This is a genomic window from Pseudomonas migulae (assembly GCF_043225285.1).
Taxonomy (GTDB): domain Bacteria; phylum Pseudomonadota; class Gammaproteobacteria; order Pseudomonadales; family Pseudomonadaceae; genus Aquipseudomonas; species Aquipseudomonas migulae_C.
On record NZ_CP171224.1, the window covers coordinates 3,998,421 to 4,012,240 of the forward strand.

A 13,820-nucleotide genomic window follows, 5' to 3' on the forward strand; every position below is an offset into this window, starting at 1 on the left:
CAAAAAGCCGCCTATAACAGGCGGCTTTTTATTGCCTGTCTGGTACAAACGTATCAATTGGTTACTTTTGAAGTTAGAGAGGAATACCGGTCGTGAATCGCGCAATGGCTCAAGAGGGTGCAGCGGGTGTCGCCACTGCGGTCGCTGAAAGTGTCCAGTACCAGGGCCGCAAGGCCAGCCGCCAGGGCAGCGAACAGCGTCGACAGGACATTCTCGACGCGGCCATGCGCATTGTCGTGCGCGAGGGCGTGCGGGCCGTGCGTCACCGTGCGGTCGCCGCTGAGGCCAATGTGCCGCTGTCGGCCACCACCTACTATTTCAAGGACATCGATGACTTGCTCACCGATACCTTCGCTCAATACGTGGAACGCAGCGCGGCGTTCATGGCCAAGCTGTGGGTGAACAACGAAGGGTTGCTGCGCGAGATGGTGGTCAGCGGCGACGGCAGCCCGGAGTCGCGTTCGCAACTGGCGGACGACATCGCGCGGTTGATGGCGGACTATGTTCACCGTCAGTTGATCAACCGTCGTGAACACTTGATGGCGGAGCAGGCGTTCCGTCAGGAAGCGCTGCTGAACCCGCGCCTGGCGCTGCTTGTGCGCTCGCATCAGCAGATCCTGTTGCAGGGAACGTGTCAGCTTTTCCAGGTTTTGGGTTCCCGCGAGCCACAACAGGATGCCAAAGTGTTGACGGCGATTATCGGACGGATGGAATATCAGGGCCTGCTCAACGAGGCCGAGCCTGACGCCGAGGCAGAAATGCTCGGCATCCTGACGCGGTACATGCATCTGGTGTTGGCGTCGGTGTGATCCTCAGGGCTGGATGCTCAACCCCTGTAGGAGCGAGCCTGCTCGCGATAGCGTTGTGTCAGCCAACATTGATGTTGAATGTAAGACCGTTATCGCGAGCAGGCTCGCTCCCACAGGTTCGGTGGTAAGTTGAGGTCAGTGTTTGTTCATAGGGAGTATTGAATGAAAGCCTGGCGCGTCGTTGTGATCGCCTTGTCGATCCTGCTGCTCAGTGGCTGCCTGGTGACCTTCAAGGAGCCACTGCCCGCGAGCGACCCTGCGCCAAAAGGCTTGCTCGGCCAATGGACCAGCACCAACGCCTGGGGCGAGCCGATGAACCTGGAACTGACGCGCATCGGCGATCATCGCTATCAGGCGGTCAGCTATTTCAAGGCCAAACCCAAGGAGCGCGAAGCCTATCCTTTCACCGTCTCGCGCCATGGCAACCGCTGGTACCTGTCGGCGAAAGTACCGGCGCAGTTCGGCGGGCATTTCACCATTGCCGGGTTCGAACTCACCGACAAGCATGAACTGGTGGTCTACAACCTCGACCTCGAGCAAATCAACCAGGCCATGGGGCAAAAAGTCCTCAGTGGCGAAGGATTCCAGACCGACGATGGCGACGGTGTGTTGATCAGCAGCCAAATGGACCAGGTCTTCGCCTATCTCGACGATCCGGCCAATTCCGATGTCTTCGTCGAAGCCGTGCGCTACCAGCGCCCGGCCAAAGCCAAATAAACCCAGCACATAACGGTTTTTCTACAGGAGTTTCGGGTGGACGATTACCAGCAGACGATACGCATGTTGTCCGATCGCATTGTGCTGGCGCAGACGCCGATTCGCGTCCTGGATGCGGTGAAGTGGGACGAGAACATCCGCAAGGGTTTCCTCAAGGCCAAGGGCAAGGAAATGCCGGCGGTGGACCGCGATTACTACCTGAACCGGCCGCTGTCCTTCGACTCCAGCAAGGTGAAGCTGGAGTTCCAGAACATCGAGCGTGACATCACCCGCCAGCTCGGCCAGTTCAACCCGGTCGGCCAGATCATGCGCCGCATGTGCAAGGAATACCGGATGGTGGTGCGCATGCTCGAAGCGCGCGGCACCGAGGATTTCGGCCTGATTTCCCAGGAGCTGTACGGCGCGGCGTCCGATGCGTTTCATGCCGGCGACCCGACCCTGTCCGACCTGGGCCTGATGCTCTCCGATTACCTGAACAACATCGATGGCCGTGGCGACCTGAAGGACGAGCCGAAAATCCTCACCGCCAAGGACGCCGTGAATTTGCTGCAAACCCGGCTGAGCAAAGTGTTTGGCGAGGCCGAGGAAACCATTCGGGTGTTCGAGTCCGACGGTATCGTCGCCGACGCGGCGGCGGGCGCCGACTACATCAAAATCCGCACCGACGCGATGTTCAACGAGCGTGACGTGCGCGCCCTGGAAGTCCATGAAGGGCTGGTGCACGTGGGCACCACGCTCAATGGCTTGAACCAGCCAATCTGCACCTTCCTGTCCAAAGGCCCGCCGTCGTCGACGGTGACCCAGGAAGGCCTGGCGATCCTGATGGAAATCATCACCTTCGCCTCGTACCCGAGTCGCCTGCGCAAACTGACCAACCGCACCCGCGCCATCCACATGGTGGAGGAGGGCGCGGACTTCCTGCAGATCTTCGAGTTCTTCCGCGAGCAGGGCTTCGAGATGGCGGAAAGCTACGGCAACGCCAGTCGGGTTTTCCGTGGATCGGTGCCGAACGGTCTGCCATTTACCAAAGACTTGTCCTACCTCAAGGGCTTTATCATGGTTTACAACTACATTCAGTTGGCCGTGCGTAAAGGCAAGCTTGAGCAGGTGCCTTTGCTGTTTTGCGGCAAGACCACGCTGGAAGACATGCGCACCTTGCGGCAATTGGTCGATGAGGGGTTGGTGGTGCCACCGAAGTATTTGCCGGAGCAGTTCCGTGACATGAACGCGTTGTCGGCGTGGATGTGCTTCTCGAACTTCCTGAACCACCTGAGCCTGGACCGGATCGAAGCGGATTACTCCAACATCCTTTAAGGGTGACGGGATCTATTGTGGGAGCGAGCCTGCTCGCGATAGCGCTCAGTCAGATGGTATTGATGTTGACTGACACGGCGCTATCGCGAGCAGGCTCGCTCCCACAGGGTTATGTGCTTTTGCACCTATTTTGCGAGGTTTCAACGGATGAGAATCCTCGGCATCCTCTGTCTTCTCCTGACCTTGAGCGGTTGCAGCTCGTTGCTGTTCTACCCCGAACCCGGCCAGCTGTTTACCCCGGAAAAAGCCAAGCTCGACTACCGCGACGTCACCCTCGTCACCGCCGACGGCCTCAAGCTGCACGGCTGGTGGCTGCCGGCGAAAAAAGGTGTCGAGGTCAAAGGCACGGTGCTGCACCTGCACGGCAACGGCGGCAATCTGCCGATGCACCTGGGCGGCAGTTGGTGGTTGCCCGAAGAGGGTTATCAGGTGCTGCTGATCGATTATCGCGGTTACGGTCTGTCCGAGGGCGAGCCGAGTTTGCCGGCGATCTATCAGGACATCGACGCAGCATTCAAATGGCTTGATGCCGCACCGGAGGTCAAAGGCAAGCCACTGATCCTCCTCGGCCAAAGCCTCGGCGGTTCCATGGCCGTGCACTACCTGGTTGAACACCCCGAACGCCAGAAGCAGCTCAAGGCGTTCGTCCTTGACGGTGTACCTGCCAGCTATCGCAGCGTCGGACAGTTCGCGCTGAGCCAGTCGTGGCTGTTATGGGCGTTCCAGGTGCCGTTGTCGTGGCTGGTGCCGGACGGTGACAGTGCGATCCATTCCATGGCGCAGCTCAACGGCGTGCCGAAACTGATCTACCACAGCATTGACGATCCGATCGTGCCCCTTTCCAACGGCATCCGTCTGTATCAAGCTGCGCCGCCGCCGCGGGTGCTGCAACTGACCCGTGGCGGTCATGTGCAGACGTTCGCCGACCCGGTCTGGCGCAAGGTCATGCTGCGCTACCTCGATGACCCGCAGCATTTCAACGGTCTGCGCCGCCTGGGTGAAATCCCCAATTACCCGGCCCCCCCGAATTCTGAAGATGAACCACCAGAGAGCCCGCAATGAGTGAAGAACGTAACGCCATCCCGCTGATCATAACCGGTATCTGCACCATCCTCGGCACCGTCGGGGCCCTGTGGTGGTACGGCTACCTGCACTTCGCCAAACCCGAAGATGCCTTGCTGCTCAGCGACTTCACCATGCTCAAGACCGTGCCCGGCGAAGATTACAAAGTCTCCCTCGAACCGGCCGCGCAAGTGGCGCAATGCATCGATGGCGTGCTGGTGATGTTCGACACCGAACAGAAGGGCCTGACCGGCGTACTGGTCAACAACAAGAAACAGGCTGTGCGCTGCATGGGCCAGGAAACCCCGCAGAAGCTGGAGCAATAATCCGATCCAATGTGGGAGCGAGCCTGCTCGCGATAGCGGAGTATCAGGCAACAAAAATGTTGAATGTAAGACCGCTTTCGCGAGCAGGCTCGCTCCCACAGGATTGAAGTGAACGCCAATAAAAAGCCCCGCCTGATCAGATCAGGCGGGGCTTTTACGTTAAGGCATGTCGCTTAGTTCGAGCTGACCGCCGAACGCGGAATCACCGGCTGATTGTCATTGGAAATGGTCACTTCCACCCGACGATTCATCGCCCGACCGGAAACGCTGCCATTCTCGGCCACCGGATATTCCTTGCCGTAGCCCTGGGCCACGATGCGCGCCGGATCAACGCCCATCTTCACCAGTGCGGTGCGCACGGAACCGGCGCGACGCTCGGACAGCGTCTGGTTGTGCGACGCCGTGCCGGTGCTGTCGGTGTAGCCTTCGACAATCACCTTGCGGTCCGGGTTTTCCTGAAGGAACTGCGCCAGTTTGTTGATGTTGACCAGCCCGCTGGATTTCAGGTCGGCACGGTCGGTGGCAAACAGCACATCACCAAAGGTCACCAGCGTCCCGCGATCGGTCTGCTTGGCGTTGAGGCTGTCCTGCAGCTGTTTGATCTGCGCATCTCGGGCATCCAGACGCGCCTGGGCACGTTGCGCAGAGGCATTCTTCAGGTTGGCTTCAGCGGTGCGCAGGGCGATGGTCTGCTTCGCCACTTCAACCCGCTGATTGGTCAGGTAGGCCAGTTGGTCGACCTCGTTCGAGTCGCGCTTGTCCAGATAAGCCTTGTCGGCCTTGTCCAGGTAATCGCTGGCATCCTTGGTTTCCAATGCCGCAACTTTGCTCGCCTGCGGGTTGGCCTGCAGGCCGCTGTAGTTGGTGCGGGCCTGTTCCAGGTTGGCGTTGGGCGGCGTCGAGCAGGCAGCCAAAGCAACGCTCGCAGCCAGCAGGGCAGGGATCATCAAGTTTTTCGAATTCATGGTGTCGTCCTTTTTAGTCGAGTAAGAAATACGTCGTGCCGGCCGTTACTGAACGGTGCGCTGGCTTTCCTGACGCAGTTCCTGAACCCCTTTCTGAGAGTCCTTCACCGCTTGTTCGGCTTTGACCGCCTGAGCTTTGCGCTCAGCAACGCGAGCGTCCCACTCGGCTTGTTCGGCGAGCACTTTGGCTTCGGCGTACTGCTTGTCGTGCATGGCGATTTCGGCTTGCTTGAGCTTGTCCTGGGCGGACTTCATCTCGACCGCTGCGAACTCGGTGCCGCCGGCGCTGACGGCGCTGTTCACGGCCGATTGGGTCACGGCGTATTGCTCGGTTGGCGGGTTACCGGCGCAACCGGCCAGAACGAAGCTGCTGCCGATGGCCAAGGCAGCAAGTTTCAGGCTGCGCATATGGTTGGACGAGGACTTGGCAGTGCTGATCTTCATGGTCTTCAACTCCATTGGAATAACTCCTGAACAACTGAAAATCCATCCTGGGCAAGGAGCCGCAACCATCATTTTTCGAGGCGTTTTGAAACGGCCGTCCCAGGCGTGGTTACTGGTTACGACCGGAGGCTTTTTTTAAAAGTTCAGAGAAGATGGCCTATCGCCCGAAAAAACTTTGACCGAATGGACAAGGCTCTAAATCGGGAACTTCGGGGTAGAAACACGGTACGCGCACTTGTAGGAGCGAGCTTGCTCGCGATGGTCGTCAACGAAAACGCGCGCTTCCTGAATGAACGCGGTGTATCCGAATCCATCGCGAGCAAGCTCGCTCCTACAAAGAATCCATAGGCAGGATATTCAGTGTTTCTGCTTGTCGTCGACCGACGACAAATCATGCAGATGCCGTCGCGACAAAGCGAGAAAACGCGGCGTCGGACCGATGTCCTCATACAGCGGATCACCTTCTTCGTCGGTGGCGACAATGGTCGAGCCCTTCACGTACGGGAAGCTCTTTTCCAGCTCTTCGAGCGCTGCGCCGATCAGCTCGCCGAGCAGTTCTTCAGGGTGGCGTTTGGGGTACATATCGATGATCGCCGCCAGGCGTGCGGCGGCTTCCACATCCAGATGAATCGCGTAGCCGGTATCGGTCAGGCGACCTTTGGCATTTTCTTCCCAATGATGGGCAAGCTCGCGGATTTTCATAAAAACCTCATGACGCGCCTGCGCTCGGCAGGCAGGGTAAGTGGCCGGTCATGGCCGGCGAAAGCCGTTGTACGGCTTACTCTTCAGACTAGCTTCTGCGTACAAGGTTTAAAGTCCCTTCGTCGTGTGCTTGTAAGAAGCGCCTCGCGGCGGCACTCTCTAGCTCACTACGCACACCGGATTTTTCGCTGGAGAACGGCTGATGACCGATATTGATGCACGCTTGCGCGAAGACGTTCACCTGTTGGGTGAACTGTTGGGCAACACCATTCGTGAACAGTACGGCGACGATTTCCTCGACAAGATCGAGCAGATCCGCAAGGGCGCCAAGGCTGACCGGCGCGGTTCGATGGACGCCGAATTGAGCGCCAGTCTCAACCAGTTGAGCGAAGACGAATTGCTGCCGGTCGCGCGGGCGTTCAACCAGTTCCTCAACCTGGCCAACATCGCCGAGCAATATCAGCTGATACACCGCCGCGAAGAATCACAACCGGCGCCGTTCGAATCCCGGGTGCTGCCCGAATTGCTCGCACGTCTGCAGTCCGAAGGGCATGCCGCTGAATCCCTGGCACGGCAGTTGGGGCGCCTGGACATCGAGCTTGTTCTCACGGCTCACCCGACCGAAGTCGCGCGCCGCACACTGATCCAGAAGTACGACGCCATCGCCGCACAACTCGCCGCTCAGGATCACCGCGACCTGACCAGCGCCGAGCGCGAACAGATCCAGGCCACCTTGCAGCGCCTGATCGCCGAAGCCTGGCACACCGAAGAAATCCGCCGCACACGCCCGACGCCGGTGGACGAAGCCAAATGGGGTTTCGCGGTGATCGAGCATTCGCTGTGGCACGCGATCCCGAACTATCTGCGCAAGGCCGATAAAGCCCTGCATGACGCCACCGGCCTGCATCTGCCGCTCGAAGCCGCGCCGATCCGCTTTGCTTCGTGGATGGGCGGCGACCGTGACGGCAACCCCAACGTGACCGCTGCGGTGACCCGCGAAGTGTTGCTGCTGGCGCGCTGGATGGCCGCCGACCTGTACGTGCGCGATGTCGATCACCTGGCTGCCGAGTTGTCGATGCAACAGGCCAGCGACGCGCTGAAAGCCAAGGCCGGCGACAGCGCCGAACCCTATCGCGCCGTGCTCAAGCAATTGCGCGAACGCCTGCGCGCCACGCGTAATTGGGCGCATGCCGCCTTGACGACCGCCACGCCGGCCCCCGCCGATGTGTTGCAAAACAATCGCGACCTGCTCGATCCGCTGGAGCTGTGCTACCAGTCGCTGCACGAGTGCGGCATGGGCGTGATCGCCGATGGGCCGCTGCTCGACTGCCTGCGTCGGGCGGTGACCTTCGGCCTGTTCCTGGTGCGTCTCGATGTGCGGCAGGACTCGTCGCGGCATTCGGCGGCGATGACGGAAATCACCGACTACCTCGGCCTCGGCCGCTACGAAGACTGGAGCGAAGAGGAGCGCATCGCGTTCCTGATGCGCGAGCTGAACAACCGTCGGCCGTTGCTGCCGGCGTACTTCAAACCCTCCGCCGACACCGCCGAGGTACTGGCGACGTGTCGCGAAGTCGCCGCTGCGCCCGGTGCCTCGCTCGGTTCGTACGTGATCTCCATGGCCGGCGCCGCTTCCGACGTGCTGGCCGTGCAACTGTTGCTCAAGGAAGCCGGCGTGTTGCGGCCGATGCGCGTGGTGCCGCTGTTCGAAACCCTCGCCGACCTGGACAATGCCGGCCCTGTGATCGAGAAATTGTTGCTGCTGCCGGGTTATCGCGCGCGTCTGCAAGGGCCGCAAGAAGTGATGATCGGCTACTCCGACTCAGCCAAGGATGCCGGCACCACCGCGGCGGCCTGGGCGCAGTATCGGGCGCAGGAGCGGCTGGTCGACATCTGCCGCGAGCAGCAAGTCGAACTGCTGCTGTTCCACGGTCGCGGTGGCACCGTCGGCCGTGGCGGCGGCCCGGCTCATGCGGCGATTCTGTCGCAGCCGCCGGGTTCGGTGGCGGGGCGTTTCCGCACCACCGAGCAAGGGGAAATGATTCGTTTCAAATTCGGCCTACCGGACATCGCCGAGCAAAACCTCAATCTGTACCTGGCGGCGGTGCTGGAAGCGACCTTGCTGCCTCCGCCGCCACCGGAACCCGCCTGGCGGCATTTGATGGACGAATTGGCGGCAGACGGTGTCAGCGCTTACCGCGCCGTGGTGCGGGAAAATCCGCAATTCGTCGAGTATTTCCGCCAGTCCACCCCGGAGCAGGAACTCGGACGCCTGCCACTGGGCAGCCGCCCGGCCAAGCGCCGCGCCGGCGGGATCGAAAGCCTGCGGGCGATCCCGTGGATCTTCGGCTGGACCCAGACACGCTTGATGCTGCCGGCCTGGCTCGGCTGGGAAGCGGCGCTGAGCAAGGCTTTGGAGCGCGGCGAAGGCGAGCTGCTGGGGCAGATGCGCGAGCAATGGCCGTTCTTCCGCACGCGCATCGATATGCTGGAAATGGTCCTGGCCAAGGCCGATACCGACATCGCGCGCTCCTATGACGAGCGTCTGGTCGAGCCGGATCTGTTGCCTTTGGGTGCGCATTTACGCGACCTATTGTCGCAGGCATGCTCGGTGGTCCTGGGGTTGACCGGTCAGTCGCAGCTACTGGCACATAGCCCGGACACCCTCGAATTCATCCGTCTGCGCAACACCTACCTCGACCCGCTTCATCTATTGCAGGCCGAGTTGCTGGCCCGTTCACGGCAGCAGGAAGTGGCGCAGGGCAGCCCTGTAGAACAGGCGCTGCTGGTGTCTGTAGCGGGGATTGCCGCCGGTTTGCGAAATACCGGCTAAGGTTTTCGCTGTGGGGTCAGGCACCTGGCTCGCCCGCCAGGTGCCGGTCGGCAAAGAGCGTCAGATGTCTGTCAGGCGACAGTTAATGATGGGGTTGCGACTTGGGGTACCCCGTCGAAAGGTCATGCAAGGCGCGGGTTTCTCCGACTTTCGGCGGCTTGTGTGCGTAGGATCTGCTGTGTATCTTGATCAGCCTTTGGCCGTTTGGGCGGTCACGACCCTGTTTTTGAGATTGGCCCCACGAGGCGAATCCGTTGTTATCTATATAAAAATTGAGGAGCACATCGATGCGCGTCATTCTGCTGGGAGCTCCCGGGGCCGGTAAAGGTACTCAGGCTAAGTTCATCACCGAAAAGTTCGGCATCCCGCAAATCTCCACCGGCGACATGCTGCGTGCTGCGGTCAAGGCCGGCACCGAGCTGGGCCTGATCGCCAAGAGCGTGATGGACAGCGGTGGCCTGGTGTCCGATGACCTGATCATCAATCTGGTCAAGGAACGCATCAGCCAGGCGGATTGCGCCAACGGTTTCCTGTTCGACGGCTTCCCGCGCACCATTCCCCAGGCTGAAGCCCTGGTGAAGGCCGGCGTCGAGCTGGATCATGTGGTCGAAATCGACGTCAAGGACGAAGACATCGTCCAGCGCATCGCTGGTCGTCGCGTGCATGAGACCTCGGGCCGCGTGTACCACGTTGTCTACAACCCGCCGAAAATTGCCGGTAAAGACGACATCACCGGCGAAGAGCTGGTGCAGCGCAAGGACGATACCGAAGAGACCGTGCGCCATCGTCTTTCGGTCTACCACGCTCAGACCGAGCCGTTGGTGAAGTTCTACCAGGAACTGTCCACCGCTCAGGGCAAGCCGAAGTACAGCCACATCGAAGGTGTTGGCTCGGTAGAAGCGATCACCGGCAAGGTGCTCGAAGCGCTGAACTGAAAACCGCTTGATCTTCTACGGCCCGCTTGCGGGCCGTAGTTGTTTATACTGGCGCACTTTTTTGAACTCTCTTACGGACACATCGATGAGCACCTTGCTGGCCCTGGACACCGCGACTGAAGCTTGCTCCGTTGCCTTGCTGCATGACGGCAAGGTCACGAGCCATTACGAGGTGATCCCGCGCCTGCACGCGCAGAAGCTGTTGCCGATGATCCAGCAATTGCTTGCCGATGCCGGGACCACCCTGCAAGCGGTCGATGCCATTGCATTCGGTCGCGGGCCTGGCGCATTCACCGGCGTGCGGATCGCCATCGGCGTGGTCCAGGGCCTGGCATTCGCGCTGGATCGCCCGGTGCTGCCGGTGTCGAACCTGGCCGTGTTGGCGCAGCGGGCCTATCGCGAACACGGCGTGAGCCAGGTCGCCGCCGCGATCGATGCGCGCATGGACGAAGTGTATTGGGGTTGCTACCGCGAGACGGCGGGGGAGATGCGCCTGGTGGGCAACGAAGCGGTCTTGCCGCCGGAAGTGGCGGCGTTGCCGGCCGATGCCAGCGGTGAATGGTTCGGCGCCGGCACCGGTTGGGGCTATGCCGAGCGCATCGCCGTGAACCTCAGCGGTCAGGACGCGGGCATGCTGCCTCACGCCGAAGACCTGCTGAGCCTGGCGCGGTTTGCCTGGGAGCGCGGCGAGGCGATCGTGGCGGATGAGGCGCAGCCGGTTTATCTGCGGGATAAAGTGGCGACGCCGAAAGCGCGTTGATTCTCGCCACCGAGCCGCCCCTATCGCGAGCAGGCTCGCTCCCACAAGGAACAGCGCAATTCCTGTGGGAGCGAGCCTGCTCGCGAAAGCGGTGTAAGCAACACCGCCAATCGTCGTTTTATACCCTGCGCTTTTAAACCTTTTCGCTTTTCTGTGTTCTAGTTATCACTCGGCGGTTTGCGAAGTGGCCTGCGTGCCACTAGACTGCCATCATTGATACCGAGCATGAACTTATGCGCATAGACGGCCTTTCCTCTCAGTCCTACCCCATCAAGCGCAAGCCTCGCAAAGGGCATGTGGTTGAGGACGAATCCGTCGATATCGACGGCGAGCTGGAATTTCCAACCGAAGAGCAAATGGCCGCCCGCGCTGCCAAGGCCTCGGCGCAGCGCCTGAGCAATCTGCCGGCGCGTCAGCAAGACCTGATTTACCACCGCGCCATGAGCAAGAGCGTGGCAATGGCCCTGGCCAGCTACCTCAGCACCGCCGGTTTTGTCGATTGGGATGCGGACGTGCTGGGCCTCGACCTCTACATCTGATGCGGCAGCCTTACTACCTCGGCTGCCCGTCCTGGAGTGAAAACGCCTGGCGCGATTACCTCTATCCGCAAGACGCCAAACCCTCCGATTTTCTCAATCTCTATTCCCAGGTATTCAACGCCGTGGAAGGCAACACGACCTTCTACGCGAGCCCGGCTGCCAGCACCGTGCAGCGCTGGGCGGAAACCATGCCCGAACACTTTCGCTTCACCGCCAAGTTCCCCGGCGACATCAGCCACGGCGGTGACCTGCGCGAACAACTGACCGCCACCGAGACCTTCCTGCAATTGCTCAGCCCGTTGGGCGGGCGGGTGTCGCCGCTGTGGCTGCAGTTGTCGAAAAGCTTCACGCCGCAACGCTTGCACGAGCTGGCGGCGTTTATCGACGCGGTGGACCGGCCGCTGGCCATTGAAGTGCGGCATGACGACTTCTTCGCCAAGGGCGATGCCGAGCGCTCGCTCAATCGCCTGCTGCTGGACCGTGGTGTCGAACGCATCTGCCTCGATCCGCGCGCGTTGTTCAGCTGCACCTCGACCGATGCCTCGGTGCTGCACGCCCAATCGAAGAAACCCCGGGTTCCAACCCGTCCGGCGGCTTTCACTCAATTCCCGCAAGTGCGCTTCATTGGCCATCCGCAACTGGAGGCCAACGACCCGTTCCTCGTGCCTTGGGTCGAAAAAATCGCCCAGTGGATCGAAGAGGGCCGTACGCCCTATATCTTCCTGCACACCGCCGACAACCTGTTGGCGGCGAAACTGGCGCAACGTTTTCACGCACAACTGATGCTGCGTTTGCCTGGCCTGCCGCCGCTGCCTGAGCTATACAGAGAGCCCGCCGCGGAGCAACTGGGTTTGCTCTGAGGCGGTTTCCCTGCCTTTTTCAGGAGCCTGCCAATGGATGCGCAAACCCTTCGAGCCCAGGCGTTCAAAGCTCTGCACGAACGCGCCGGGGCTTTTGTCATTCCCAACCCGTGGGACGCCGGCTCGGCGAAAATGCTCGCCAGCCTCGGCTTCGAGGCGCTGGCGACCACCAGTGCCGGTTATGCCTTTTCCCAGGGCCGCCCCGACGGTGGCCTGACGCTGGACGATACCCTGGCGAATGTCCGGGCGATTGTCGCGGCCACTGACCTGCCGGTCGCAGTCGATCTGGAAAACGGTTTTGCCGACGATCCCGCCGAATGCGCCCAAAGTATTTTGCGCGCCGCCGAAGCCGGTGCTGTCGGTGGTTCGATCGAAGATGCCACCGGGCGCGCCGACGCGCCGATCTACTGTTTCGAGCATGCCGTGGCGCGGATCGAAGCCGCCGTCGCCGCTGCCCGCAGTTTGCCGTTCCCGTTCACGCTGACGGCCCGGGCCGAGAATTTTCTGCACGGCAACCCCGATCTGGACGACACCATTCGCCGCTTGCAGGCATTTGCCGAGGCGGGCGCCGACGTGCTCTACGCGCCGGGTCTGCGCAGCGCTGAAGACGTGTTGGCGGTGGTGCGCGCCGTGGCGCCGAAACCGGTCAACGTGCTGATGTCCGGCGGCTTGAAGCTGACAGTCGAGCAACTGAGCGAGATGGGCGTCAAGCGCATCAGTGTCGGTTCGGCGCTGGCCCTGGCGGCGCTGGGCGAGTTCTATCGCGCGGCCGAGGAGATCAAGACGTCGGGCACGTTCGGCTTTACCTCGCGGTCGATGCCGTATGCGCAGGCCAATCAACTCTTCAAAGGCTGACGATGCGGTTTTCGCGGGTGCTGCTGGTCCTGGTGTTTCTCGTCAGTGCAGCGGTGGTGAGTGTCTGGCGTGGCTGGATCTCGCTGCCGCCGCAGTGGAACCCGTGGGCGCCGCTGGATGTGAAGGCCGAACCGAATCTGTTGACCCGCTACAAGCTGATGCGCCTGCGCGATGATCCGCAATTGTGCGAGCAGGCCTTGAGCAGTTCCGGTCTGCGTGTCGCCCAACAGTCCGACAGCCCCGACGCCAAGTGCCCGTTGAGCGACATCTTCCGGGTGCAGGGCGGCGACGTCGCCCTGAGCAGCAGTTTCCTCGCCAGTTGCCGTCTGGCGGTGTCGTTTGCCCTGTTCGAACGCCACGCCCTGCAACCAGCGGCACAAGCGATCTACGGGCAAGCCATCACGCGCGTCGATCATCTGGGGAGCTTCGCCTGTCGCAACGTCTATGGTCGGGAGAATGGCCGGTTGAGTCAGCATGCCACGGCGAATGCACTGGACATCGCTGGTTTTCGCCTGGCTGACGGCCGCTCGATCAGCGTCCTCAAGGATTGGCCGAAGGATAATCAGGACGCGCGTTTTCTCCGCCAGGTTCGCGATGGCGCCTGCGACGTGTTCAGTGTGGTGTTGAGCCCGGACTACAACGCTGCCCATCGCAATCACTTTCATGTGGATGTCGGGCCGTGGTGGGTGTGTCGCTGAG

Annotated in this window: 15 protein-coding genes; 12 read left to right on the plus strand and 3 right to left on the minus strand. The window is 61.2% G+C overall.

Going from position 1 to position 13,820, the window contains the following annotated elements; all coding sequences use genetic code 11:
- Positions 1-92 precede the first annotated feature (92 nt).
- The 5 genes from ACF6ZU_RS18255 (at position 93) to ACF6ZU_RS18275 (ending at position 4,228) form a co-directional block, all read left to right on the plus strand.
- Positions 93-809, plus strand: a complete 717-nt coding sequence (locus ACF6ZU_RS18255) for a TetR/AcrR family transcriptional regulator (protein ID WP_392885708.1) — start codon at positions 93-95, stop codon at positions 807-809.
- Between the two features lie 162 nt (positions 810-971).
- Positions 972-1,526, plus strand: a complete 555-nt coding sequence (locus tag ACF6ZU_RS18260; protein WP_392885710.1) for a hypothetical protein — start codon at positions 972-974, stop codon at positions 1,524-1,526.
- A 63-nt stretch (positions 1,527-1,589) separates the two neighbouring features.
- The gene (locus ACF6ZU_RS18265) at positions 1,590-2,840 is read left to right on the plus strand and encodes a flavohemoglobin expression-modulating QEGLA motif protein (protein WP_392893846.1); all 1,251 of its coding nucleotides are present in this window, start codon (positions 1,590-1,592) and stop codon (positions 2,838-2,840) included.
- A 147-nt stretch (positions 2,841-2,987) separates the two neighbouring features.
- Positions 2,988-3,902 (plus strand): alpha/beta hydrolase, encoded by a 915-nt coding sequence (locus ACF6ZU_RS18270; protein ID WP_392885712.1) that lies wholly within the window; start codon positions 2,988-2,990, stop codon positions 3,900-3,902.
- Positions 3,899-4,228 carry a hypothetical protein gene (locus tag ACF6ZU_RS18275; RefSeq protein WP_392885714.1) on the plus strand — a complete coding sequence of 110 codons (330 nt, stop codon included), beginning with the start codon at positions 3,899-3,901 and terminating at the stop codon, positions 4,226-4,228. The genes ACF6ZU_RS18270 and ACF6ZU_RS18275 overlap by 4 nt, the downstream gene beginning before the upstream one ends.
- 173 nt (positions 4,229-4,401) lie before the next feature.
- On the opposite strand, the gene ACF6ZU_RS18280 is transcribed toward ACF6ZU_RS18275, so the two are convergent.
- The 3 genes from ACF6ZU_RS18280 to ACF6ZU_RS18290 all read right to left on the minus strand — a co-directional run bounded on the left by ACF6ZU_RS18280 (position 4,402) and on the right by ACF6ZU_RS18290 (position 6,339).
- Positions 4,402-5,193, minus strand: a complete 792-nt coding sequence (locus ACF6ZU_RS18280) for an OmpA family protein (protein WP_392885716.1) — start codon at positions 5,191-5,193, stop codon at positions 4,402-4,404.
- 45 nt (positions 5,194-5,238) lie between these two features.
- A complete protein-coding gene (locus ACF6ZU_RS18285; protein WP_392885718.1) occupies positions 5,239-5,652 on the minus strand; it encodes a DUF4398 domain-containing protein in 414 nt (137 codons plus the stop codon).
- A gap of 342 nt (positions 5,653-5,994) precedes the next feature.
- Positions 5,995-6,339 carry a pilin assembly protein gene (locus ACF6ZU_RS18290; protein ID WP_392885720.1) on the minus strand — a complete coding sequence of 115 codons (345 nt, stop codon included), beginning with the start codon at positions 6,337-6,339 and terminating at the stop codon, positions 5,995-5,997.
- 202 nt (positions 6,340-6,541) lie between these two features.
- Here ACF6ZU_RS18290 and ppc point away from each other — a divergent pair, with 202 nt between their 5' ends.
- From ppc to ACF6ZU_RS18325, 7 genes are all read left to right on the plus strand, one after another.
- Entirely contained in the window at positions 6,542-9,172 is a 2,631-nt protein-coding gene (ppc, locus tag ACF6ZU_RS18295) for a phosphoenolpyruvate carboxylase (protein ID WP_392885722.1), read from the plus strand.
- Between the two features lie 287 nt (positions 9,173-9,459).
- Positions 9,460-10,107, plus strand: a complete 648-nt coding sequence (adk, locus tag ACF6ZU_RS18300) for an adenylate kinase (protein WP_392885724.1) — start codon at positions 9,460-9,462, stop codon at positions 10,105-10,107.
- An 85-nt stretch (positions 10,108-10,192) separates the two neighbouring features.
- Entirely contained in the window at positions 10,193-10,867 is a 675-nt protein-coding gene (gene tsaB / locus ACF6ZU_RS18305; protein WP_392885725.1) for a tRNA (adenosine(37)-N6)-threonylcarbamoyltransferase complex dimerization subunit type 1 TsaB, read from the plus strand.
- A gap of 233 nt (positions 10,868-11,100) precedes the next feature.
- Positions 11,101-11,406 carry a hypothetical protein gene (locus ACF6ZU_RS18310; RefSeq protein WP_392885727.1) on the plus strand — a complete coding sequence of 102 codons (306 nt, stop codon included), beginning with the start codon at positions 11,101-11,103 and terminating at the stop codon, positions 11,404-11,406.
- Entirely contained in the window at positions 11,406-12,266 is an 861-nt protein-coding gene (locus tag ACF6ZU_RS18315; RefSeq protein ID WP_392885729.1) for a DUF72 domain-containing protein, read from the plus strand. Before ACF6ZU_RS18310 ends, ACF6ZU_RS18315 begins: the two co-directional genes overlap by 1 nt.
- A gap of 33 nt (positions 12,267-12,299) precedes the next feature.
- Entirely contained in the window at positions 12,300-13,121 is an 822-nt protein-coding gene (locus ACF6ZU_RS18320) for an oxaloacetate decarboxylase (RefSeq protein WP_392885731.1), read from the plus strand.
- Positions 13,122-13,123: 2 nt separating this feature from the next.
- Positions 13,124-13,819, plus strand: coding sequence for an extensin family protein (locus tag ACF6ZU_RS18325; RefSeq protein ID WP_392885733.1), 696 nt, complete (start codon positions 13,124-13,126; stop codon positions 13,817-13,819).
- The last annotated feature ends 1 nt before the right edge of the window (position 13,820 follow it).

Excerpts from the sequence above, each read along its gene's own strand:
- ppc (WP_392885722.1), top strand. The coding sequence starts at position 6,542 with ATGACCGATATTGATGCACGCTTGCGCGAAGACGTTCACCTGTTGGGT.
- ACF6ZU_RS18325 (WP_392885733.1), top strand. The coding sequence starts at position 13,124 with ATGCGGTTTTCGCGGGTGCTGCTGGTCCTGGTGTTTCTCGTCAGTGCA.
- ACF6ZU_RS18280 (WP_392885716.1), bottom strand. The coding sequence starts at position 5,193 with ATGAATTCGAAAAACTTGATGATCCCTGCCCTGCTGGCTGCGAGCGTT.
- ACF6ZU_RS18260 (WP_392885710.1), top strand. The coding sequence starts at position 972 with ATGAAAGCCTGGCGCGTCGTTGTGATCGCCTTGTCGATCCTGCTGCTC.
- ACF6ZU_RS18270 (WP_392885712.1), top strand. The coding sequence starts at position 2,988 with ATGAGAATCCTCGGCATCCTCTGTCTTCTCCTGACCTTGAGCGGTTGC.
- tsaB (WP_392885725.1), top strand. The coding sequence starts at position 10,193 with ATGAGCACCTTGCTGGCCCTGGACACCGCGACTGAAGCTTGCTCCGTT.
- adk (WP_392885724.1), top strand. The coding sequence starts at position 9,460 with ATGCGCGTCATTCTGCTGGGAGCTCCCGGGGCCGGTAAAGGTACTCAG.
- ACF6ZU_RS18310 (WP_392885727.1), top strand. The coding sequence starts at position 11,101 with ATGCGCATAGACGGCCTTTCCTCTCAGTCCTACCCCATCAAGCGCAAG.
- ACF6ZU_RS18275 (WP_392885714.1), top strand. The coding sequence starts at position 3,899 with ATGAGTGAAGAACGTAACGCCATCCCGCTGATCATAACCGGTATCTGC.
- ACF6ZU_RS18290 (WP_392885720.1), bottom strand. The coding sequence starts at position 6,339 with ATGAAAATCCGCGAGCTTGCCCATCATTGGGAAGAAAATGCCAAAGGT.
- ACF6ZU_RS18320 (WP_392885731.1), top strand. The coding sequence starts at position 12,300 with ATGGATGCGCAAACCCTTCGAGCCCAGGCGTTCAAAGCTCTGCACGAA.
- ACF6ZU_RS18265 (WP_392893846.1), top strand. The coding sequence starts at position 1,590 with ATGTTGTCCGATCGCATTGTGCTGGCGCAGACGCCGATTCGCGTCCTG.
- ACF6ZU_RS18285 (WP_392885718.1), bottom strand. The coding sequence starts at position 5,652 with ATGGAGTTGAAGACCATGAAGATCAGCACTGCCAAGTCCTCGTCCAAC.
- ACF6ZU_RS18315 (WP_392885729.1), top strand. The coding sequence starts at position 11,406 with ATGCGGCAGCCTTACTACCTCGGCTGCCCGTCCTGGAGTGAAAACGCC.